At 48.3% G+C, this 23,409-nt stretch carries 19 protein-coding genes; 13 read left to right on the top strand and 6 right to left on the bottom strand.

All coding sequences use genetic code 11. The annotated features are described in order from the left end of the window. Positions 1-70 precede the first annotated feature (70 nt). A complete protein-coding gene (locus tag I2H74_RS22245; protein ID WP_195576462.1) occupies positions 71-505 on the bottom strand; it encodes a MarR family winged helix-turn-helix transcriptional regulator in 435 nt (144 codons plus the stop codon). A gap of 122 nt (positions 506-627) precedes the next feature. Between I2H74_RS22245 and I2H74_RS22240 the strand changes: the two genes are divergently transcribed. Next, on the top strand, positions 628-1,212 hold the full coding sequence (locus I2H74_RS22240; RefSeq protein WP_195576436.1) for an NAD(P)H-dependent oxidoreductase: 585 nt from the start codon (positions 628-630) through the stop codon (positions 1,210-1,212). Positions 1,213-1,288: 76 nt separating this feature from the next. Here I2H74_RS22240 and I2H74_RS22235 read toward each other — a convergent pair whose 3' ends face one another. Beyond that, the gene (locus tag I2H74_RS22235) at positions 1,289-2,479 is read right to left on the bottom strand and encodes a coenzyme F420-0:L-glutamate ligase (RefSeq protein WP_195576435.1); all 1,191 of its coding nucleotides are present in this window, start codon (positions 2,477-2,479) and stop codon (positions 1,289-1,291) included. A 305-nt stretch (positions 2,480-2,784) separates the two neighbouring features. Between I2H74_RS22235 and I2H74_RS22230 the strand changes: the two genes are divergently transcribed. From I2H74_RS22230 to I2H74_RS22215, 4 genes are all read left to right on the top strand, one after another. Beyond that, on the top strand, positions 2,785-3,855 hold the full coding sequence (locus I2H74_RS22230; protein WP_195576434.1) for a serine hydrolase domain-containing protein: 1,071 nt from the start codon (positions 2,785-2,787) through the stop codon (positions 3,853-3,855). A gap of 106 nt (positions 3,856-3,961) precedes the next feature. Further along, entirely contained in the window at positions 3,962-6,556 is a 2,595-nt protein-coding gene (locus I2H74_RS22225; protein WP_229106947.1) for a GH39 family glycosyl hydrolase, read from the top strand. A gap of 245 nt (positions 6,557-6,801) precedes the next feature. Further along, the gene (locus I2H74_RS22220; protein WP_195576433.1) at positions 6,802-8,049 is read left to right on the top strand and encodes a PTS sugar transporter subunit IIC; all 1,248 of its coding nucleotides are present in this window, start codon (positions 6,802-6,804) and stop codon (positions 8,047-8,049) included. A gap of 14 nt (positions 8,050-8,063) precedes the next feature. After that, complete coding sequence (locus I2H74_RS22215) at positions 8,064-10,352, top strand: beta-glucosidase family protein (RefSeq protein WP_229106946.1); 2,289 nt, start codon at positions 8,064-8,066, stop codon at positions 10,350-10,352. Positions 10,353-10,600: 248 nt separating this feature from the next. On the opposite strand, the gene I2H74_RS22210 is transcribed toward I2H74_RS22215, so the two are convergent. Both I2H74_RS22210 and I2H74_RS22205 read right to left on the bottom strand, forming a co-directional pair. Then, a complete protein-coding gene (locus tag I2H74_RS22210) occupies positions 10,601-12,373 on the bottom strand; it encodes a sensor histidine kinase (protein WP_195576432.1) in 1,773 nt (590 codons plus the stop codon). After that, positions 12,370-13,122: a response regulator transcription factor gene (locus tag I2H74_RS22205; protein ID WP_195576431.1), complete on the bottom strand. Its 753-nt coding sequence runs from the start codon at positions 13,120-13,122 to the stop codon at positions 12,370-12,372. Before I2H74_RS22205 ends, I2H74_RS22210 begins: the two co-directional genes overlap by 4 nt. Positions 13,123-13,333: 211 nt before the next feature. On the opposite strand from I2H74_RS22205, the gene I2H74_RS22200 reads away from it, so the two are divergent. Next, positions 13,334-14,362 carry a M23 family metallopeptidase gene (locus I2H74_RS22200; RefSeq protein ID WP_229106945.1) on the top strand — a complete coding sequence of 343 codons (1,029 nt, stop codon included), beginning with the start codon at positions 13,334-13,336 and terminating at the stop codon, positions 14,360-14,362. A 21-nt stretch (positions 14,363-14,383) separates the two neighbouring features. Next, a complete protein-coding gene (locus I2H74_RS22195; RefSeq protein ID WP_195576430.1) occupies positions 14,384-14,935 on the top strand; it encodes a delta-aminolevulinic acid dehydratase in 552 nt (183 codons plus the stop codon). A gap of 56 nt (positions 14,936-14,991) precedes the next feature. On the opposite strand, the gene I2H74_RS22190 is transcribed toward I2H74_RS22195, so the two are convergent. Continuing rightward, positions 14,992-16,587, bottom strand: coding sequence for a helix-turn-helix domain-containing protein (locus I2H74_RS22190; protein WP_195576429.1), 1,596 nt, complete (start codon positions 16,585-16,587; stop codon positions 14,992-14,994). A gap of 279 nt (positions 16,588-16,866) precedes the next feature. On the opposite strand from I2H74_RS22190, the gene I2H74_RS22185 reads away from it, so the two are divergent. The 5 genes from I2H74_RS22185 (at position 16,867) to I2H74_RS22165 (ending at position 21,358) form a co-directional block, all read left to right on the top strand. Next, the gene (locus I2H74_RS22185; RefSeq protein ID WP_195576428.1) at positions 16,867-17,322 is read left to right on the top strand and encodes a hypothetical protein; all 456 of its coding nucleotides are present in this window, start codon (positions 16,867-16,869) and stop codon (positions 17,320-17,322) included. A gap of 38 nt (positions 17,323-17,360) precedes the next feature. Further along, a complete protein-coding gene (locus I2H74_RS22180; RefSeq protein WP_195576427.1) occupies positions 17,361-18,647 on the top strand; it encodes a stalk domain-containing protein in 1,287 nt (428 codons plus the stop codon). A gap of 123 nt (positions 18,648-18,770) precedes the next feature. Continuing rightward, positions 18,771-19,784, top strand: a complete 1,014-nt coding sequence (locus I2H74_RS22175; protein WP_195576426.1) for a FecCD family ABC transporter permease — start codon at positions 18,771-18,773, stop codon at positions 19,782-19,784. Further along, positions 19,781-20,848 carry a FecCD family ABC transporter permease gene (locus tag I2H74_RS22170; RefSeq protein WP_195576425.1) on the top strand — a complete coding sequence of 356 codons (1,068 nt, stop codon included), beginning with the start codon at positions 19,781-19,783 and terminating at the stop codon, positions 20,846-20,848. The genes I2H74_RS22175 and I2H74_RS22170 overlap by 4 nt, the downstream gene beginning before the upstream one ends. Positions 20,849-21,031: 183 nt before the next feature. Then, a complete protein-coding gene (locus I2H74_RS22165; RefSeq protein ID WP_195576424.1) occupies positions 21,032-21,358 on the top strand; it encodes an ArsR/SmtB family transcription factor in 327 nt (108 codons plus the stop codon). A 123-nt stretch (positions 21,359-21,481) separates the two neighbouring features. Here I2H74_RS22165 and hemH read toward each other — a convergent pair whose 3' ends face one another. Further along, positions 21,482-22,429, bottom strand: a complete 948-nt coding sequence (gene hemH, locus I2H74_RS22160; protein ID WP_195576423.1) for a ferrochelatase — start codon at positions 22,427-22,429, stop codon at positions 21,482-21,484. A 413-nt stretch (positions 22,430-22,842) separates the two neighbouring features. On the opposite strand from hemH, the gene I2H74_RS24875 reads away from it, so the two are divergent. Next, on the top strand, positions 22,843-23,409 hold a 567-nt coding region (locus tag I2H74_RS24875), incomplete at its 3' end, for a SulP family inorganic anion transporter (RefSeq protein WP_420707478.1).

Raw genomic sequence — 23,409 nt, 5'->3', positions numbered from 1 at the left:
GTTCTTTTAACAAAAATACGAAAATGAAAAGGGTGCTCCAGCTTTGGGGCACCCTTCGTTTATTCACCGCTTACTCCTCATAGAACACTTTCGTGTGAAGGATATCAAGCGCACGCTCAATGTCAGCCAGCTCCTCATCGGATACATTCTTGATTCGCTCGAGGAACCGGTCGCCAATCTCGCAAAACGCGCGATCCATCATCGCTTGTCCTGCCTCCGAAAGCCGAATCAATTGCTTGCGCCGGTCTTCTGCAACCTCGAATTTCTCACATAGCTGCTTCTCCGTCAGCTTCTTGAGCTCACGGCTGGTGTTCGGCATAGAGATATGCTTGCAATCGCTAATCTGACTCAACGTAACAGGCTGACTGACCGCGATATATTCCAGAATGCTGTATTGGACGGGCGTAATGTCTTCAGGCTTAATGTCCTTGGTTAATTCGTGCGTTACTTCATGCACGGATGTTGTAAAGGCTACAAACTTACGGAATAGCTGTTCCTTGCCCATCATCATCACCTCATATTAAAACCATAACAAACTATTTATCAATACACAATTATCATTTGACAACTAAAAGAGAGGTGTGCTACCATTTTGTTATCAATTGATAATTAATTAGGGGTGGGTCTATGAACGTATTAGCGATTTATACGCATCCAAATCATCAGAGTTTAAGCTACGCTTTTTTACAAAAAGTGATCCAGGGAAGCCAAGAAAATAGACATATCACCGAGATTCAGGTGCTTGATCTCTATGATGAGAAGTTTGACCCGGTCCTAGTCTTTAACAAGCAAAAACGGAGAAGAGATATGCATACCGATCCGGAATTAGCAAAATATCGGGAGCAAATTCGTTGGGCGGATAAGCTTGTCTTTGTCTATCCGATCTGGTGGGGGCGCCCTCCTGCGATGCTGCTAGGTTATATCGATCAGCTCTTTGCCTCGAACTTTGCCTATCGGGATCATGGCGGATTATTGCCAGAAGGCTTGCTGAAAGGGAAGAGTGCGGTGTGCATCTCTGTGATGAAAGGGCCTACGCTCTATCCGTTATATTGGCTGAACAATGCACATAAGGTCCTTATGAGAAAGGCGCTGCTTCAATATGTAGGGTTTAAGAAGGTGAAATTCTTTGAATTTGGGAACATGGAGAGCCCGAAAGGCCAGCACGAGAAGAAATTAAATCGGGTATATCAGTATTTTAAGACACTTGCTTAAGCACCTCCTTATTAAAAAAAGCAATGCTCTTAAAGAGCATTGCTTTTTGCAGTGAAGCAAGCAGAAGATGCTTAGCTTACTTTGTATAGTTATCAAAATAGCCTTGGATATAAATGATCGGCGTTCCCTTATCTCCGCTGCCTGAAGTCAAATCCGACAATGATCCAATAAGGTCCGTCAATCGTCTAGGTGTTGTGCCTTGCGATTCCATAGCGCCCACCAGATCAGCGTCCTTTTGATCAATGAATTGGGAGATCGCTTGCTTAAGCTCTTCTCCGCGCAGCCCCGCAAAGTTGTTATCAGCCAAATATTTGAGTTTGATTTCATTTGGCGTACCGTTCAAGCCTGCAGTGAAGGCAGGGGATACAACGGGATCGGCAAGCTCCCAAATTTGTCCGACTGGATCCTTGAATGCGCCGTCTCCATAGATCATGACTTCCACGTGCTTGCCAGTCTTCTCAAGCAGCATGCGCTGAATATTATCGACGATAGGCTGGCAATGACGAGGGAACAGTTTCACGGTTTGCTCCGTTGCCTTGTTCGAACCAAGCAGGCCATAGGCTTCATTGAAGCCACTGCCGTCAATAGAAGCGGACAAAATATTGTCCAAGCTGTAGATCTTCTCGCCGCCGTTGGCCTTGAGCAGCTTCTTCGTTCTGAAGCGTGTATGAATATCGCAAGTAAGGACGTTCTTTGTATAGTTTAAAATCGTTTTAGGGTTGTTCGAGAAGATAACCTCGCATTCTACCCCGTACTCTTCAATCAATGATTTATAGTAGTCAATGTAATCAACACCTGTAAATGGATGCTTATTATAGCCGAAATAGCTGCGGAATTGCTCCTCAGTAAGCACATCTGTCCAAGGATTGACGCCTTTTTCATCCAGCATATCCAGGTCAACCAAATGATTACCCACTTCATCAGATGGGTAGCTCAGCATCAGGACGATTTTTTTCGCTCCCTTTGCGATTCCTCGCAAGCAGATCGCGAAGCGGTTGCGGCTTAGGATCGGGAAGATCACCCCAAGTGTATCGTCGCCGAACTTAGCCTGAACGTCTGCAGCAATATGGTCAATCGTCGCATAGTTGCCTTGGGCGCGAGCAACGATGGATTCCGTGACCGTTACAATATCTTTGTCATTGATGGAATATCCTTCGACTTCGGCCGCCTTAAGTACGCTGTCGACCACGATCTCTTCAATATTGTCTCCTTGGTTAATGATGGGGCAGCGCAAGCCTCTAACCACAGTTCCGACTACTCTTTCCAATATTATCGCTCCTTATGAAAAGTTACTGATCCTTTTATCATCTCTATGATGACTATACCTCGATAAGAAGACATTAGTAAAACTAATAAAGTTAATGTTGGATATAAATAATAGTAATGGCATCTCGTAAATGCCATCTAAACTAATCGCTTTTCCGAAGTGGATACCAAGTGCAGTAAGGAAAGACGGGTAAAAAGAGTCTTAAACCTTCATCCAAGAATAGATATAGCAAAGCTTTCTCAGGCTGCTTCCAAGATAAGGAGTAGAATGGGAGATATGATATTGGCCAGGAGGGGGCTAACCGGATGAAGGGAAAGCTGGCTACGCGATTTGATTGGTATAAGGATGAACAATATTTTTCTGGTTCGGTGCTTATTAAAACAGAGAAAGAGGAACTCTTTGCTGGGGCATACGGGTTGGCCCATCGAGGCTTTCAGATTCCGAATCAGCTCCATACGATGTTTGATACGGCTTCTATCACCAAGCTTTTTACTGCTGTTGCGATTCTGCAGCTTGTGGATCAAGGCAAGCTTCGTCTTCATGATCGTATAACAGAAATTGTTGATTTGACAGGTACATGCATTCCAACAGACGTTACGATTGCGCATCTCCTTACGCACACCTCAGGCATTGCAGACGATGCAGATGAGGAAGAGGGGGAGAGCTACGAGGATTTATTTATCCATAAACCCAATTATTCGATACGTCAGTGTATCGATTTTCTTCCTCAATTTGCTTATAAGGAGCCAAAGTTTCAGGCTGGTACAGACGTCAGCTACAACAATTGCGCCTTTGTGCTGCTTGGTTTAGCCATTGAACAGCTGGCGCAAGTGGATTATAGGAGCTATGTTCAGCAGCACATCTTTATTCCGGCAGAGATGAACAGCACTGCCTTTTACTCTAAGGATGATGGAGATGCTCCAATAGCTGAGGGTTACTCCATGGTTCAGACAGAGCATCAAGACCTAGCGTGGAGAAAAAATATTTACTCGTTTCCCCCAATCGGGACCGCGGATGGAGGTGCCTTTACCACTGTAGGTGACCTTGATCGATTTATGAGAGCGATCATTGGCGGCAAGCTTCTATCCAAAGAGCAGACGAAGAAGATCATGGGACCGCAAACGGCGATGGAACGGCAAGTTGCGGGTGGTAAAGTCATCAATGGTTATGGCTTTCATTTTATGTACAATACCGATGGCAAGCTGATTCGAATGTACAAAGAGGGTTGCAACGCAGGTGTCGCAGCTATGTTTGCATATTACCCAGCGCTAGATGTAACAAGCACGATTCTAGCGAATCAGACCTGCAATGTGTGGCGGCTTCATTGGGAGGCAGAGCAGATCTTGTTGGACAAAGATTGGAGTACCATCTATTAGCCGATTAGGCAGCATTTCTTGATGACAGGACAGAACATGGCTAGTAGGTCTTGCAGATTTTCAATGATAATGAGTGAGCTTCCAGCACAGGAGGCTCTTTTTTATTTTGGAGAAGGATGAACCTCATTGTATTTCTTCGTATCTTCATCACATAATAAGAAACGGAAAGGGGGCGCGTGATATCCGTTACCTATACGAGTTTATACAGCACCAAGATGATCTGCCTATCAAGTTATTTGTAAACAGCGTGAAGCACATCCATTTTCATTGGCATAAAGAGATTGAGATTATTTATGTTCTCCAAGGCTCGATAGTCATGTATCTGGATCAACGTCAATATACCCTTCACCAGGACGATATTATCGTCGTCAACAGCATGTCCGTTCATAAGATTGAACGCACGAGTGAGGATAATGTGCTGCTGACGCTTCAATTTGGCCCGGAGTGGCTCGATTCGAATGCCTTTATCCACTGCAATTCGAGTACACAGACGGAGGATAATCGCAGCAAGTACGATGCCATCCGCCATAATCTCGCCAAGATGGTCTATGAGATCAACAAGAAGGCCAATGGCTTTCGCAGCTATACGCTAGGATGCTTACAGATGCTGTGCGGCTATCTGCTTCGATATTTCTCATCTGGGACAAACGAAGCCGTTGTGAGCGATACGAAGTCCTACGACTACAAGCGGCTCAATCGGGTGCTTCAATATGTCGATCAGCACTTTAATCAGAAGATTACGCTTCAGACGATGGCGGATCAGGAGCATTTGAGTCTGCATTACTTTTCGCATTTTTTCAGTGATAAGATAGGTATTCCCTTTCAAAAGTATTTGACGCTTGTCCGTCTCGAGAAAGCACAGGCGGAGCTCGCTAATACAACCAAGAGCATTACAGAGATTGCGCTCGATTGCGGCTTTGCCAATGTAAAGCTGTTTAATAAATACTTTAAGGAAAAATACAATAGCACGCCTAGTGCATATCGGGAAGCGCTCGCCTTATCCGATCAGCCTGATCCGGATCGTAAACCACTGACCTATGAGGAATCATCCAGCGGGGACTATTATGAGACCGATACGATACAGGCGATGTCCTCGCTGTACCGCTATCTCCATGTCGATACGGAGGAAGGCATGAAAACGACTCTCCACTCATCAGGACCAAGTGCGGCATCAGCGGCCGCTTCAACAGTGGTAGGCGTAAAGGTTCAGGCGAACGGGACGGGAGCCCCCTTTGATAAACACTGGAATGTCGTCACGACAGCAGGGCGAGCCGTTGAGGGGCTAAGAGAGGACTGGCGGCGGCATTTTAGAAAGATGCAGCAACGATTCCCCTTTCAATATATTCGCTTCCATGGCATCTTTAATGATGAAATGATGGTGTACAGCGAGGCAGCAGACGGCACGCCGATCTACAATTGGTCTTATGTGGACAAGTTGTACGATGAGCTGCTTCAGCAAAGCATCCGGCCGTTTGTCGAGCTGGGATTTATGCCGAGCCTCCTGAGAAGGTCAAACGAGACGGTCTTTTGGTGGAAAGGAAGCATTTCCCCGCCCAAAGAGCAGGCCAAGTGGGATGCGCTCGTTCAGGCCTTTATCCGCCACTGCTTGAACCGCTACGGCTGGCAAGAGGTGAGTCAATGGTATTTTGAAGTATGGAATGAGCCGGACCTCTCGGGCGTCTGCTGGGCAGGGACAAAGGAGGAATATTTTTCGTTCTATGCCTCAACGGTCCAAGCGATCAAGTCGATCTCACCGGAGTTTAAGGTTGGTGGACCAGCTCTTGGCTACGGCTCGCTGTGGAACGATACGTGGATGGAGGAATTCCTAGCCTATTGCCATGAGAACAAGGTACCGCTCGACTTCTTCTCCTTTCACGTCTATTCGGAGTATCCCTTCTTAAAAGGAGAGACCGATCGTCTCACGACGATTATGCCGCGATCCTTTTATATGGAGAGTGTGGATCGATTAACAGCCAAGCTCTCTGCAACCCCTTATCGCGATGTGGAACTGTTTATGACCGAATGGAACTTCTCGCTCTATGATCGCAATCTGGTACACGATACGATGTTTATGGCTCCTTTCGTCATATATCATGCACTGACGACAATTGGCTCGATGAAGGGGCTTGCCTACTGGAGCTTTACGGATGTATTCGAGGAAAGCGTTGTTCCGCCGGCCCACTTCTATGGCGGATTCGGGCTTGTCAATCGGGATGGACTGAAGAAGCCCAGCTACTATGCCTTCCAGCTTCTGCACAAGCTCGGGGATCAGATTGTAGCCCATGGGGATGGATATATCGCAACAAGACGGGGTGATGGCAGCATTCAGCTGCTCCTATATCATTATGTGCATGTCGATCAGCTCTTTGCGAGCGGGGATTGGTCGGAGCTGTCCGATACGAATCGGTATGCCGTATTCGAGGAGAAGGGCCATAAAGAATTTCACATCCATATCGATGGGTTAGCAGGGAGCTATAAAGTGACCAGCTATCTGCTAGACCGTGAGCATGGCTCCGTATTTGATGAGTGGGTCCGCTTGGGAGCGCCAGACTTTTTATCCGATGAAGAGCTTCAATATCTAGATGCTAGAAGCGGGCCTGCCATGAAGGCACAAATCATTCATGACGTGCAGAACTGGCAGCAAGAAGTGACCCTTTCGCCTCATGGCGTGCTTCTGCTTACGTTCGATAAGCAGTATTAGTCGACCTATCAAATGAATAATACGCCATATTTCTGCTAAAAAGGCGTTCAAAGCAACGTTCACCCCTCTATGGAGGGGTGTTTTTTGTTGTGTAAGCGGTACCTTTGCTGCATATGCTAAGTCCGTTCGGAGAAAGGGAACAAGAAACAACCCCGTTTGCGACAAAGAAGAACAAGAAAGCGCTATCAAGTAGATCTATACTAAAGTTACGGCCGATGAGAATGTCAATGCAAGGGGGAATGAACATGGACCGTCTTATGAAATGGATGACGGAAAAATTTGCGCCACGCTTAGAGAAGTTTACAAACAACGTATGGGTATCTTCCATTCAGGAAGCCATTATGGTCACCCTACCTATGATTTTTATCGGATCGATCATAACCTTGATCTCAATTCTAAAAGATTTCATTCCGGGAATGCCAGATTTAACACCGATAACCACATTTAGCTTCGGGCTTCTAGGAATGTTTATTGCGTTTCTCACGCCGTATACGGTCATGCAAAAGAAAGGGCGCGACAAAATCAAGCTTATTGCCGGAGCGACAGGTCTATCCTTGTTCTTAATGCTGCTTAAGCCCGTTATGAATGATGATGGCACGATTACCTTTATCCTGGAACGCTTTGGGCCTTCTGGAATGATCACCGCGCTGCTGGTCGGCATCGTGGTAGCCGTAGTCCTGAATGTATTCAACAATTTTTCACTATTCAAAAAGGATTCGTCTTTGCCGGAGTTCATCATTGATTGGTTCGACTTTCTTGTTCCGATTGCAGTTATTCTAACGATGGGTTGGGTGCTTGTCTATCAGCTGCACTTTGATATTTTCGAGCTGATCGTGAGCGTATTTGAGCCTATTAACACGGTAGGACAAAGCTTATGGGGCTTCTTGCTCTTTAACTTGATTGGTGTTGTGCTGTACTCCTTCGGGGTTAGCCCATGGGTGATGATGCCCATCTGGTACGCGATCTGGATTCCAGCGATTGAACAGAATGCTGCCTTGGTGGCGCAAGGACTTGAGCCAGTCAACATCAACACATTCGAAACGTTCTTCTCAGGCTGGCTTGGTGTCGGCGGTCTCGGTGCGACCCTGCCGCTCATCGTATGGTTCCTGTTTGCGAAATCCAAAAAGCTGAAGTCCATTGGCAGAGCGACGATTGTTCCATCTTTATTTAATATCAATGAGCCGGTGATCTACGGGGCGCCGATTGCCTTTAACCCGATTCTAATGGTTCCGATGTGGATCAACGGTATTATTACACCAATTATTGTATATTTCGCGCTTGATTGGGGCTTCGCGGAAATTCCGAGCAAAGTGTTCCAGTTGTGGTATACACCGATCGGAATATCGACTTACATCATGTCTGGCTTGAACGGGCTCATCCTGTTGGCAGTCGTGCTGGCCATCATTTTTGCCGTCTGGTATCCGTTCTACAAGATCTATGATGCGCAGGAGCTGAAGAAGGAGCAGGAAGAAGCAAAGCTGCAACAAAGCTAGGAAAGTGGGGATAAATGATGAAGCAAAAGATACAGGATTGGATGAAGGAGTTAACATTGGAAGAGAAAGCGTCGTTATGTGCAGGTCTTAATATGTGGATGACAAAAGGGATTGACCGCTTGAATATCCCGCCGATCCACATGTATGACGGTACGAATGGCATTCGTAAGACGAATAGCGATGAAGAGATGGGGATTGCTACTACAGGTAATATTCCAGCTACATGCTATCCAACTGGCTCTGCAATCGGTTCCTCTTGGAATACGGAGTTATTGCACGAGGTTGGTGTAGCGCTTGGCGTTGAAGGCAAGGAAATGGGTGTAGAGCTGTTGCTCGGCCCTGGTATCAATATGAAGCGCACGCCGCTAGGCGGCCGCAACTTCGAATATTATTCCGAGGATCCTTGTCTGTCCGGCGAGCTGGGCGCAGCCTTCGTGAATGGACTCCAAAGCCAAGGCGTGGGCGCTTCGGTGAAGCACTTTGCCTGCAACAACCAGGAGTACGAAAAGATGGTGACCAGCTCAGAGGTGGATGAGCGTACCCTACGCGAGATTTACTTGAGTGCGTTTGAGCGGATTATTAAGAAGGCAGATCCTTGGACGATTATGTGCTCCTACAATCTGCTTAACGGATCCTATGCAAGCGAGAACGAGCATTTGCTTGATGATATTCTTCGTAAAGAATGGGGCTATGAAGGCGTTGTACTGTCCGACTGGACAGCGGTTAACGACCGTATTCGCGGGCTTAAGGCAGGACTTGATCTGGAGATGCCGGGACCTGCTCATTACAATGCAGCTGCAATAGTGGAGGCTGTGCAGAATGGCACATTGTTGGAAGAGCAGCTTGATAAGAGCGTACGCCGTATTCTTACGCTGGTTGAGCAGGTAACAGACCATGCAGCGGAGACTCCTTCAGCAGCGATCGATTATCATGAGCTTGCTAGAAGAGCTGCGGCTGAGAGCATTGTGCTGCTCAAGAACGATAACGGCATTCTGCCGCTTGATCCTGCTAAGGCGAAATCCATTGCCGTTATCGGTACATTCGCGAAGAAGCCGAGAATTCAGGGCGCGGGTAGTGCTGAGGTGACGCCAACACGTGTCGATATTCCTTGGGAAGAGATGCAGAAGATTGCTGGCGAGAATGTACAGTTCCATTATGCGGAAGGCTACCCGAAGGACGAGCGCATCGATGACGCGATGATTGAAGAGAGTGCAGCGCTTGCCGCGAAGTCGGATCTCGCGATTCTGTTTGTTGGACAGCCGGAATACGCAGAGTCTGAGATGCACGACCTAAAAAGCATCGATCTTCCCGATCATCAGGTGAAACTGATCCAAGCCGTAGCGGCTGTTCAGCCTAAATGCATTGTTGTGACGAGTAGCGGTACGGCATTGGCGATGCGTCCGTGGGTACAGCATGTGCCAGGATTGCTTCACTCTTGGCTGACTGGACAAGGTTCAGGACGTGCGGTTGCCGAGATTCTGTTCGGCTTGACGAACCCTTCGGGCAAGCTGTCCGAGACGTTCCCTGTGAAGCTGTCCGACAATCCGTCTCATATGCGCATTCGTGGAGAGAATGGCAAGCTGTACTACCGTGAGGGATTGTTTGTTGGGTATCGCTACTATGACCGCAAGGAGCTTGCGCCGCAATTCCCGTTTGGGCATGGGCTGTCTTACACTTCATTTGCCTATTCCGATATGATGGTTAAGCAGCATGATTGCAGTGTAACGGTGTCCCTAAAAGTGGAGAATACCGGATCGGCAGCAGGCAAAGAGGTTGTTCAGTTGTACGTCCAGGACGAGGAGTGCAAATGGACGCGCCCAGAGAAGGAACTCAAGGCTTTTGCCAAGGTCGAGCTTCAACCGCATGAGAAGAAGGAAGTCGTGTTTGAGCTCGAGGAGCGGGACTTTGCATACTACAATACGAAGTACAACCACTGGGTAGCGGAGACGGGCTACTTCAAGATTGCGGCAGGCAGCTCTTCGCGAGATATTCGCTTGACGGAACGCGTATTCTGCGACTTTGGCAAGGAAGAGGCATCCTTCCACAAGTTCAGCCTGCTTAACGACTGGGTAGAGGACCCGACAGCCAAGTCGGTATTGGAAAAGTGCTTAAATGAAATGAATGAGCATGTGGCCGACAAGGTGTATTTGAACGAGGAATTCATCGGATTCTGGGGAGACTTCCCGACGATTAAAGTGCTGCAAATGTTTGGCCAGAACTGGCTCATTCACCGCACGCCAGATCAGGTTATAGAGGAGCTTATTGCAGAAGTGGAACGTGAGCGCCATCAAGCGGCACGATAAGGCAAAAAAGCTTGTTTGCTTTCCATAAATGCGAGGCTGCACATTCGAAATAGTGAGTCGAAATAACAACGCTAGATCATCTTAAAAACAGGGACTGCTGATAGGACGGCATGCTCCCCTCTCAGCAGCATCATGGTTTAAAGGCCTGCTGCAAGAGGAGAGTGCCCCTAAAGGGCAGTCCCTTTATGATTTATATCAAAATGATCACGAATCGCGGTTGGTCTAACCTACTGATCGCGATCTTTGGCCTAGGCCGTGGACTTCTGACACGGGAACCTTAATTGTATGGTCGTTCCCTTGCCCCATTCGGATTCCGCACTTACCGTTCCTCCCAGGGCCTCTACGAGACCTTTGGATATCGCCATGCCTAACCCGGAGCCTTCGGTAGAATGGATGGTATTCGTCCCCCGATAATACCGCTCGAACAAGCCCTCAAGCGTGCGTTCATCCATGCCGCTTCCATTATCACAGAAAGTAAGGATAGCCTGTTCTTGCTCATGATCAAGCTGTAGGGAGACCGTCAGCATTGTGTCTGGATGATTATGCAGGAATGCATTGGCAATAAGGTTGTCTATGATACGTTGAAGCCATGGTGCATAAGTGTGAACCGAGATATGCTTATCGGCAGGCTCATACTGAATAAGGTGATCTTGATGTTCAGGATCGGATGCTGCACGCGCCAAATAATCCCGCAGCCATACATTCAAATTCATTTCTTCTGTCTCAGGTGGGCGAATGCCAGCCTGTAATCGATAGGTCATTGCAAGATCGTTAATCAGCGAATCCATATGCGTTGATTTCTCAAGCATAACACGTGAGAACGTAAGCACCTCTTCCTTGGTCCAATCATACTGATCTTCAGCAAGCAGATGAGCGTAGCCATTAATTGAAGAAAGCGGCGTCTTGAGATCATGGGTAATGCCGCTGATCCACTGCTCCCGCAGCTCCTGCGTTTGCTCTCGCATCGTCTCATCACGCTGCAGCGTGGTAGAGAGCTTATCCAGTGACAGCATGACCTCCGCATACGTCCGATATCTTCGTTTCCATTGTCCTGAAGCGTTGCGGGTAATGGAGAGCCCCTTTCGGTCCATAGGCTCCTTGTATATCTTGTGGCTAAGAGAATCGAGCCAGGCCATCGTATGAAGCATTGGTGCGCCGAAGCGGTGGGCATTCCAAAGAGAGAGCAGGATAAAGACAAGCAGCATGGCAAGAAACATCGCGGTAACACCGAGTATGACTATCTTAGCCTCGGGAGGAAGGAAACTTTCGGCACCAGGATTCTTGCTGATCGTGTTCGGCAGTGCGATGAGCCATGTTCGGCCTGTATCTTGATCATAAGATGTGACTACGGTATAGCCGTAATGCTCTCGATCGGATACTCGCAGTGCGAGCTCCTGAATCGTATATTGATGGGGAACATGGCCAGGCTTGTTATAGGAACCAAGTTCCTTGCCCGTTATATCTAGCCATTGGACGTATCCGCCTAGAGCCTTGAGACGCGCTTCTGCCGTGTCGGGGAGCTGAAGCGATCCGTCAGCAGCAAGATGGGCCTCTTTTTTGACTTGGTTCATGAGAGGCTCCATCTCATTTTTTACCCCATATATTAAAGTGAAGAGCTTCCCATCCTTCTCTTGAATCCACAAGTATAGGCCGTATGGAAAAGGCTTATTGCCTACCCAATAGGCAAGCAATTCCCCGGGATCATAGTGTTTAGGCACATCTCGCGGTGTATTGTACGACAGCGTAACGCGGCCTTCTTCATCAAGGCTTTGCAGCCATCCGTTATTGGCTTTGACTTGATCCAGCAGCATCGTATCAAATACGAATCCGTCTGGTCCAAGCTGGGAGGACTCCACGAGCTTCTCTAAACCGACTGAGGCGAAGTCTTTGGATAGATTAATTTGTTCAAAACGATGAAGAACCCACAGGATGCACAATCCTGCAAGAATCAGGACAATAATGCCGGATATGGCAAGCTGAATGATAAATCGCAACGTAAGCCGATGCTTGATGTTTTTCATAGAGAGTTCCTTTTCGGCAGATGATAGACAAGTTTATAGCCTAGACCCCTAACATTCACAATAATTTGAGGATTGGAAGGATCCTCCTCAATCCGCTCTCGAATGCGGTGGATATGGACCATCACCGTATTGTCATCGGAGAGCGCCTCCTCGCCCCAAACCTGCTCATACAGCTCTCGCTTGCTGAAGATGCGGTTCGGATGCTTGCAGAAAAACAGCAGCAGCTGAAAGACAAGCGTTGGACAGGAAATAATTCCATTTAAGACTCGGAGCTCTCCTGCGGTCTCATTGACTTGAAATCTCCCATAATCATAAATGCGAATAGGGTTAGAAGGAGGAGGGAAGGTCGCTTCTCCTTTTATATAATTCCCTTTGGCAGCAAGATGTCTGCGAAGCTGGGAACGAATCCGCGCCACAATCTCTAGTGGATTGAAAGGCTTCGTAATGTAATCGTCTCCCCCAACGGCGAACCCGGTCAGCTTGTCAAAATCAGAGCTTTTCGCGGTTAGAAAGAGGATGGGTGCGTCTGTCGTCATTCGAATAAAGGGACAGATATCGACTCCGCTTCGTCCTGGGAGCATCACGTCGAGCACGATGAGATCATAGGTATGGCGCTGGCATGCTTTGATTGCTTCCTCGCCGGTGAATGCCGCATCGATATGCGTGTACCCCTCCTTATGGAGGACAGTCTGCAGCAGCGTTACAATGGACGGTTCATCATCGACAAGGAGAATGGCCGCATCGTTCATGTTGGTAAATCCCCTTTCCCCATATGGCTTGCTGCCCCTATATTATCATAAATATTCCAGTGTAATAGGTTGCGTTATCTTAACGCTATCTTAATTTTGGCCGGAGCCGATCTCCAAATAATTAAGACAGTGTTTATTTCCGGTTACGAGTATCGTAAGTCTTAACCTCTACAATAAACATAGATTCAAATGAGAGGTAGGGGTACAAAAGATGAATGCTGATGGTAGAAGGAATAAGAAGCTGCGGCTTTTGAGTATCACGATCATGTTCATGACGGCCGTGATCGGCTTGACGGCTTGCGGAGGGGCAGAGAAAGTGGACGATAAGAAAGAGAACGTCATACATGAAAAGGAGGCTGATCAAAGGGTGGCTGGTGTAGATCAACTAAAGCCCGAGGAGTTGCCTAAAGCGATGCTGGAAGGAAAGTATGAGCTTATTTATAAGCAATTCAGTCCGGAGTTTAAGGGAGAGGTTAGTCAATCGGAGTTTGAGCAATTGTCCAAGTCGTTTGTTGCAGGGGTAGCCTCCTTTAAGGAAGAAGCGAGCTTTTTATTAAATGAGTTGGATCAGCGCATATGGGTGGATCCGTCAGGACATAAAGGCCTATTGGCGATATTCGATGAGCAGGGAACGATACTGAGCATGCAGATTCAAGAGCTTGGAGCGGGCCTCGAGTCGGATAATCACCTAACCCACACCACCTTCAGTCTTCCGTTTAAAGAGCCGATGTTTGTATTTTGGGGAGGCCATAACGTGCTTCTGAATTATCACTATGCACATGAAATGCAGCGTTACGCCTATGATCTGATTCAAGTGGAGAATGACCGTTCTTATGAAGGCGATCCCAAGCTGAATGAGAGCTACTATGCCTTTGGCAAGGATATATTAGCACCTGCGGACGGCGTGGTGGTGTCGGTGGTGAACAATATTCCAGATAATGCTCCTGTAGGTGTCATGAATGAAGAGGATCCGGCAGGCAATCAGGTAACGATTGATCATAACGGCGAGTATAGCATTTTGGCTCACTTAAAGCAGGGTTCTGTTAAGGTCAAAGTAGGAGAATCCGTGAAGCGTGGCGAAATAATCGGTCAGCTTGGCAATTCCGGCAACTCTAGCGAGCCGCATCTTCATTTCCAAGTGTCCGATGGCGAGAATTTGTTTGAGTCGCGTTCACTTGCCGTGAAATGGGAGAACAACCTTCATCCTCGAAGAGGGGAAATGATTAACGGTGAAGAGTAGCCGGTCATAGGGAGGGATTAAGTGAGTAAGAGAGAACCGTCGATAGCATTAGTATGTGGTCCGGGCTGTGAACTGGAGACGGAAGCGCTGCGATGCACGTTAGAATACTTTGGTCTAAGAGTGATCACGTATTGGCTCGGCCGCCCACAAGACTTTATGTCCATCCTGTCAGGGGAGGATCTGTACCCCGATATTGAAGTGCTTGTACTGAACTTTCACGGTGATGAAGGAACGTTCATCATGCCGGAGCTTGGTGAGGACGTGTATGAGGAGAGCGAGCCTAGAGTCAATTTCGGACCTCAGCATATTAAACAATTTGCCCATTTACCAGGCAAGGTTGTCTTAGCCAATGGCTGCTCACTTGGCAGCGAGCAGCTTGCTCGTGCCTTTTTGGAAAGCGGCTGTCAAACCTACATCGGACCTGACGATTACCCAGATGGCAATACGGCGCTGATGTTTGCGATACGCTTTTTCTACGAGAGGATGACCAATCAGAAAAATGTGAAGGAGGCCTTTCTCGCGGCAAGGTTGCTAGATGAGGAATCCTCCATGTATCGAATCTTTGAACGTTAGAGGGACAGCCTTGTTGAGGCTGTCCTTTTTGTGTATCCGAAGACTCTACCTTCATGCTACTGACCAAAATAATGCACCATCTCTTGGATCATCACCTCACGTCCAATTGGCCCCCAAGGATCCCACTCCCTCGAATCCGGAATGAAGACGCGGTTATTGCGAACCGCTTGAAGAGACAGCCAGCGCTCATCCTTATAGGCCTGCACAATTTCTTGTGTCTCGCTCCACATGATAAGAATTTGCTCGGGATTAAGCTGAAGCACGTCCTCAAATGCAAGACTTTGGTAAAAACCATGCTGAATGTGCGCATCCGGCTGAAAGCCAAGCCGCTGATAGATGAGCTCTGTCAGGGCATGCTCCTTCCTGCCGTATAGACGACAATCGCCAGGCAGCAGCCGAATAATAATCCATGTCCCACGGCTTGTCATCGGGGCGAGCTGCATTCTTGCTTCTTCCTCGACTCTGGCCATTCGTTCTATGATTCGGTCTGCTGTCTGCTCTTTGCTCACCCGGCCTGCGATCTCACGGAGATATTGTTCCCAGCAGGCCGAGGGATGGATAAAGATGGTGTGCGGATTCGCCTTCCATTGGCGGTCATTTGGATTAATCAACGATTCTGTCTTGATGATCATGTCTGGAGCCAGGCGCATGACATCGCTAAAATTGAGCGGACGCTCCGCAGGGAGTGCGGCTGTCCCCTGCAGGCGATCATGCAGGTAGCTTGGAAAGCCGGATGGAGTATGGAAGTACGTGGGATATGCAGGTGCTGCGATTGGCTGAATGCCAAGTGCCAGCAGATGATCCTGCAGGAGATAGCTGCTTACGACCGCAATTCTGCGATCTTTCCTCTTCATGTAGGCGGAGGGCGACATGCCTTCCGTCTTTTTAAACACCCGGCTGAAATACAATTCGTCTTGATATCCCACACATTGAGCAATTTCTCGAAGGGTCGTTTTCCCTTCGCTCATTAGTTCTTTGGCGCGAAGCAGCCGAATGCGTGTCAAATAATTCCCTGGCGTCATGCCTGTAAGCTTCTTAAACGCGCGGCAGTAGGAGCTGGGCGTCATCCCGGCTAGAACAGGCAGTTCGCTAAGCGCAATGGGCTTAGCAAAGTTCTCCTCCATGTAGTCAATCGTATGCTGAAGGGTATCGCTCATGGATAATCCCTGTATTTGATGCTGAGCCTGCAAATGCAGCAGTAGCTCCAGAAAATGCAGCTGACGCCGAAGCTCCCCTCGTTCGCCTTGTTCCTTGAAGGCCTGCTCAAGCGGCGTCAGAAGGGTGTGCAGGGTAACGGCAGAGCTTGTTTGTACGGGATGCTGCTCTTGGAGAAAACCTTCCAACATAGCGGATGCTTGGAGGGAGTCTTGGGACTCACCGTGCCTTAACGGCTGATAGTGTAAATACTGCAGCCTCACGGTACGGCTCGAATCATTTAGCAGTCGAAAGGTAGAGAAGGGACGAAGCAGGATAGAGCAGCCGGAATGAAGCTTGTAGGCTGTATCGTCAAGCATAATTGTTGCTGTGCCGCTAATGACAAAGAGAATGGCAGGGCGATGTATCGTAAATGGCCTCGTCCGATAGCCAGCCTGATATTCATGGTTTTTAAGCGATAAGGGGATGTAAGAGGAATAGCGCTGTCCTTGAATCAACGGTATACAGCTCCTTTGGCGAGATGATTCTCATTGATAATCATTATCACTATTGAATTGTATCTTATCAATAAATGTCAGCGATGACAATAGCGATTTGTCGAGAAAGGAACATGGGATGAACATTTTGTCCATATGAATCGGACAATGGCGGGTATACACCATGAAAAATGGGCTCGTTACAATGTAATTGAAAATGATTATCAATTAAGGTGGGGGTAACGCATTATACAGGGGATAAAGGAGTGGCAGAGATTAAGCCGTATATGGCGGCATGGGATGTTAGGGGTTGTTGGTATTTGCTTGTTGTTTAGCCTGTCAGCGTGCAGTTCATCTTCTGGACAAGCAGGGGACGTTCAGCCTAGTGCGGCCTCCAATAACGAGACCAGCAAGGGGCAGGAGGCTCTGGATCAGATTCAAGCCGCTGAGATAAGTGATCTCCCTACTGGCATGACCGAGATCATCGAAGCGGTTAAAGCCTATAAACAAGCGGTAGAATCCGACAGCAAGGAAGAGGCAGCCAAGCTGGCAGAAGAGATGGCGGGGCTGTGGAAGGCGATCGAGGAACAGCTGAAGGCAACCGACCAAAAGCTGCATCAAGAGCTGGCAGCAGCGCTGACGTCCTTGCTTGAGCATACATCCTCGGAAACTTGGGATCGAGAGCTGCTCATTCAGCTCGATTATAAGCTTTATCAGGGACTGCGGGATATGAAGCAAAAGATTAAGCAATCCTAGCAGATTGCTATATTAACAAAAGGTCAGGTGATCGATTCATGTATTCGTTAAAAATAAGATGGACAGCGTTTACGTTAATGCTAGCTTTAGTATGCACACTGCTTCCTCTCTCTTCTGTACAGGCAGCAGTCAGCAATATCAAGGTGACCGTGAATGGAAAGTCTCTTTCCTTCGATGAGAAGCCAAGAATGGTTAACGGCCGAACGATGGTTCCTTATCGCACGATTGCGGAATCTCTCGGTGGAAAGGTGAAGTATGACTCCAAAGCCAAGCTCGCCACGATCACAAAAGGAAGCCAGAAAGTGGAGCTCACGCTTGGCAGCAAAACGGCAAAGATAAATGGGAAATCGACAACGATGGACGCTGCTCCTGTCAATGCCAATGGCACCGTATTGGTCCCTCTGCGCTTTGTCGGTGAATCGCTTGGCGTATGGGTGAATTGGAACAAATCCTCTTCAACAGCATCTCTTGAAACGAAGAAAACGATTAAGCATTCTCTGGGCTCTACAACATTGAATAGTGTTCCAAAGCGTGCCGTTATTTTGTTCAATGGCGGTGTAGATATCTCTGTGCTGCTTGGCGTGAAGCCGGTCGGAGCTGTTGAATCTTACGTCCAACAGCCGTTCTATGAGTATGTTCGTTCAAGCTTGATTGGCACAAAGACGCTTGGTGATGAGACACAGCCGAACCTAGAGGCTATTGCGAAGCTGAAGCCGGATGTGATTATCGCAACGAAGGATCGTCACGAGAAGATCAATGGTCAGCTGAATAAGATTGCGCCAACGATTATGACGAAGGATCTCGCCGACTGGCAAGACAATCTCCAAGTCATGGCTGCTGTATTCAACAAAGAAGAAAAAGCAAATGCCTTCATGGCTGATTGGAAGGCAAGCGTAGCTGACTTCAAGAGAAAGCTTCCTGCTAAAGATAAAGGAGCCGAAATTTCGGTCATTCGCGTTAATCCAAACGGAAGCGCAAGAGCTTATAATACGGGATTTGCCTATCAGATCTTCCAAGAGCTCGGGTTTAAGGTACCGAAGCAGCAGGCTGCCCTGAAGCAAGAGCTGGTAACAGTTACGTCCAAAGAGCAAGTTAGTCTCTTGGATGGAGATTATATCTTTGACTTTACAGTAGATTGGGACGGGGATGGCGAGATCTTAAAGCTGCAAAAGGAATGGACGAACTCGCCGCTTTGGAAGAACTTGAAAGCCGTCAAAAATAAAAAATACTACAAAGTGAATGCAGTGACCTGGAACCTTTCCGGCGGTGCACTCGCTGCGAAGCAGATGCTTGATGATCTTTACTTCTATTTTGATCTGGAATAGCCTGCTCACAGGATATGAAATGGATACGTACAAGAACGAAGGAAGAATGGGCCCCTTGGGTCCATTCTTTTCTGCCGTGAATAAGAAGAGAAGCTAGGTTAGTCTGGAGAGGCGGTAGAAGAGATGGAACGAAAAAAAGGGAATGCTGCCGCTCAAGCTTGGGGACTTGTCATCGGAGTCATACTCCTTGTTATCAGCGCCATAGCAAGCATTCGATTTGGATTTCAAACGATATCTTGGGGGGATATGATCGCTGCTTTAACCCATTACCAAGAAGATTCGATGGAGCAAGTTGTGGTCAGAACTGCGCGACTGCCAAGAGCGCTTATGGCTATCGCCGTAGGAGCAAGCTTAGCCATGGCAGGGGCGCTGATGCAGGCGGTTACCCGCAATCCGCTTGCCTCGCCAAGCGTGCTTGGCATTAATCAAGGAGCAAGCTTCGCGATTGTGCTTGCGATTACCGTATTTCATTGGAGCGATATGCGCGTGCTCGTATGGGTCTCCTTCGGTGGAGCACTCTTAGCGGCTGCAGCAGCCTATATGCTGGGCTCAATGGGGAAAGACGGCTTGTCTCCCCTGCGAGTGATTCTGGGAGGGTCTGCAATTGTTGCGTTGTTCTCTTCCTTCACGCAAGGACTGCTGGTACGCAATGAAAATGGCTTGCAGGACGTAATGTTCTGGCTCGCAGGCTCAATTGCAGCTCGGGATATCGAACTGCTTATGATGGTCGCTCCTTATATGCTTATTGGATGGGTTGCGTCACTGATCTTAGCGCCGCAGCTTAACATTCTCATTATGGGAGAAGAGATGGCAAGGGGACTAGGGCAGCGCGTCGGACTCATCCGGCTCCTGGTGGGGTTCATTGTGGTCCTCCTGGCAGGAGGCTCGGTTGCTGTTGCCGGGCCGATCGGCTTGATCGGCATCATTGTGCCCCATATCGCACGAGCCCTTGCAGGACATGATCATCGCTGGCTCCTGCCTTACTGCGCGGTATATGGTGCGGTGCTGCTCTTGCTCGCGGACCTTTCGGCAAGGTTTATCATCATGCCTGAAGAGGTTCCCGTCGGCATCATGACGGCGGCTGTAGGAGCGCCTTTCTTTATTTACATTGCACGCAAGGAGCTGAGGAGCAAATGAAGAAGACCTCGTATGGGGAAGGAAGAAAGAACAATAGAGATCTTTCCTCCGATGCCGGCAGATGGGGCCAATTTCACCGCCCTACGCTTCGTGCTTCTGCAGTGCTTCTGACCATATGGATCGTGCTTGCCCTGTTAAGCCTTATGCTTGGCGATCAGATGATACCATTGAACCGAGCTTGGCAAGCTCTAATGGGACAGGGAAGCTCGGATGAGCTATTCATCATCCAGTCTCTCCGGGCACCGCGATTGATCATGGCTTTCCTAGTCGGGGCCGCACTGGCCGTCTCAGGAGCGGTGCTGCAGGCCGTGATCCGCAATCCGCTGGCTGCGCCGGATGTGATCGGGATCAGCGGCGGCGCATCCGTAGGAGCGCTTGCCTTTATCACGTATTTGTCCAGCTATGCAAGCATTTATTGGATGCCTGTGGCTTCCATAATCGGAGCCTTCTTAGCTGCTGGACTCGTTTACTGGCTGGCCTGGCGTGATGGGGTCCATCCACTTCGGCTTGTGCTCGTCGGCATTGGCATCTCGTCGCTCTTATCTGCGCTGACGTCCTTTATGCTGGTCTTTAGCCCTTCCTATTCAGCAACCTCCTCCTATATCTGGCTGACAGGGACCATTTATGGCTCGTCCTGGACAGAGGTGATCGTGCTTCTGCCTTGGGTTATATGCTTTATGCTGCTGCTCTATGTATACAGGGGAGCAATGAATGTTCAATTGCTTGGCGATGAGCTTGCAGTGGGGCTAGGGAGTCGGGTGCAGCGGAATCGGCTGCTGCTGATCGCCATCAGTGTTGGCTTAGCGGGTGCGGCTGTGTCAGTTGGAGGTGTGATCGGCTTCGTAGGATTAATTGCTCCGCATATGGCGCGCAAGCTGGTAGGGCCGGTCTCCTGGCGGCTGCTTCCGGTTGCAGCCTTAACAGGCGGAGCGGTGGTGGCCCTTGCAGATCTTGTCGCAAGGACGGCATTTCTGCCTCTCGACATCCCAGTTGGTGTCTTTACGTCTGGGATCGGGGCACCGTTCTTCATCTATTTGCTGTATCGAACGAGAAACCAACGATAAAGCGAACAGCCTATTTCAAGGCGAGTTCAGTCAGCTATTCAGTCTGCGGACAGGGCCGAGCACTTTCACACATGTGATAGCACAGACTTATCCAGCATGGGTTTGATGGCGATTCTACATTTCTCCTATATTTGTGTTATCATAGGACTATCTTTAAATCTTCAAATATTAGGAGAGTATGTGATGTATCAAGAGGTTCAGCAGTTTAAGGCTGATTTTTTCAAGGCGTTGGCACACCCTTTACGTATACGGATTCTGGAAGTGTTATCTGAAGGAAGCAAGACGGTAAACGAGATCCAGGCCATTCTCGGCACAGAGGGCTCTGCGGTCTCCCAACAGCTGGCGGTGCTGCGCAGCAAGAATGTGGTGATCGGCGTCAAGGACGGAACTTCGGTCATCTATTCACTCCGTGACCCGCTGATTAAGGAGCTATTGCAGGTCGCAAGGCAGATTTTCGACAATCATCTCATAAGTGCAATCTCCTTATTGGAAAATATGAAAAATCAATAGAAGCTGCCGTGCCAGTAGACACGGAAGCGATAAAGAGCTCGCTTGCACGGGTAGAGGCTAGGCCTCTTGGTTGCAGCAAGCTCTTTTTTTATATGAGCCTCTATCAAGCCTGCCCCTTACCATTCAACCATAAGCTTCGACAAGCTCCTTCAGAATATCCGCCAAAATGGGATTATCATTGAACGGATTCACATAAGTAAAGCTGTCTCCACCATGGCTCAGAAAGTATGATCGATTCTCTCCCTCAATCTCTTCAATCGTCTCCAAGCAATCTGCGACAAAGCCCGGTGTAATGACCAGCACATGCTTAATCCCTTCCACCGGAAGACGCTTCATCGTTTCATCAGTTGCAGGCGTCAGCCATTCATCAGGACCGAACTTAGACTGATAGGTCAGCCGGTAGGGAATATCGCCTACCTGCTCCATAATAAGCGCGGTCGTCTTTTCACAATGCTCAGGGTAGCAATCTCCTTTTTGAACATAAGACACCGGAATCCCATGGTAGGAGAAGATCAGCATATCGATGGGCTGTTCATTCAGCTTCTGCTTGATCTGATCGGAGATCCACGAGATATAGAGCGGATGCTCGTAAAACGCATGAACAAGATGCAGGCTTGGAATAAACATCTGCTTCAAAAAGAAGCGTGCTGTCTGATCGAATACCGTGGCAGTCGTGGTGACGGAATATTGGGGATACAACGGAATGACGACAAGTTCCGTTGCCCCTTGCTGCATCATGTCCTCAAGCACATTAGAGAGCAGCGGTTCACTGTAGGACATGGCAAAGCGAACGATACGGTCCGGCAGCTTGTCCTGCAAGTGGCGGGCCTGCGCCTTGGTGTAGAGAAGCAGCGGAGAACCATCTTCTTGCCAGATCTCTTGATAAAGCTTGGCAGATCTCTTGGGACGGGTTCGTAAAATGATGCCATGCAGGATCGGGAGCCACATCCAGCGCGGCTTATCGATGACGCGATGATCACCTAAGAATCGGCTCAAATAAGCTCTTACTTCTTTAGCTTTAGGCTGATCAGGTGTTCCTAGGTTCACGATGACGACGCCTTTTTTAGTCATGTTCTTGCCTCCGTATATGAAACGTAATCTTAGTTCTATTGTAACCTATTCCCATCATGTCAGGTTCGAATGATGCCTTTCTGCTGCATTAGTCTATTCGTTCGATAGAAGCGGCAAGGTTCTATGATCTTATTTTTTGCAGCTGCATCCTTCCTTCCTGATAGATCGTTAACGATTTCCTCTAGATGGTTGAGTAGACAAGCCCTAGCCTTATTTTAGTGATAAAAAGTTCAATTGGATATGAAAAATGCGGATGTAGAGGGATGGCAGAAACTTATCTTGCAATTGCCGCTATTCTTGCGTGTTCTTACGTGTTATCGAGGCGAGGGATCGATTGACAGTACGAGTTTTCATAAATATGATTTTATATATATTCAAATAATTAAAGATAAAGATAAACGGAGCTGATTACGATTTTTTCTTTTGACGGCAGGTTCAAGGGGTATAGTGTCCAATCCTTGCAGAAGGATCTTGTATCAGGTCTCATTGTAGGCATTGTCGCCATTCCGCTTGGGATGGCCTTTGCTATTGCATCTGGGGTAAAGCCTGAATACGGGCTGTACACGGTCATCGTAGCGGGAATTCTGATCTCGCTCTTCGGGGGTTCGAAGTTCCAGATTGGGGGGCCTACAGGAGCGTTTATTCCGATTCTGTTTGCCATTGTGATGCAATACGGCTATGAGAATCTACTGATTGCAGGGTTTATGGCTGGTGTCCTCTTGTTCCTCATGGGTCTATTCAAGCTTGGAGGCTTGATCAAATTCATACCACGGCCCGTTACGATCGGGTTCACGACTGGGATTGCGGTCACCATCTTTACAGGCCAGATTGCCAACTTTCTTGGCTTAACAGGGCTAGAGAAGCATGAATCCTTTATTGCGAACATGAAGGAAATTGTGGTTCATCTGGGTGGCACGAGTGTGTACAGCGTCATCACAGCGGTAATTTGTCTTGCAGTTATCCTGCTGACGCCAAGATGG

This window comes from Paenibacillus sp. 1001270B_150601_E10, assembly GCF_015558675.1.
Taxonomy (GTDB): domain Bacteria; phylum Bacillota; class Bacilli; order Paenibacillales; family Paenibacillaceae; genus Paenibacillus_B.
This window is presented reverse-complemented; position numbering and strand designations above follow the sequence as displayed.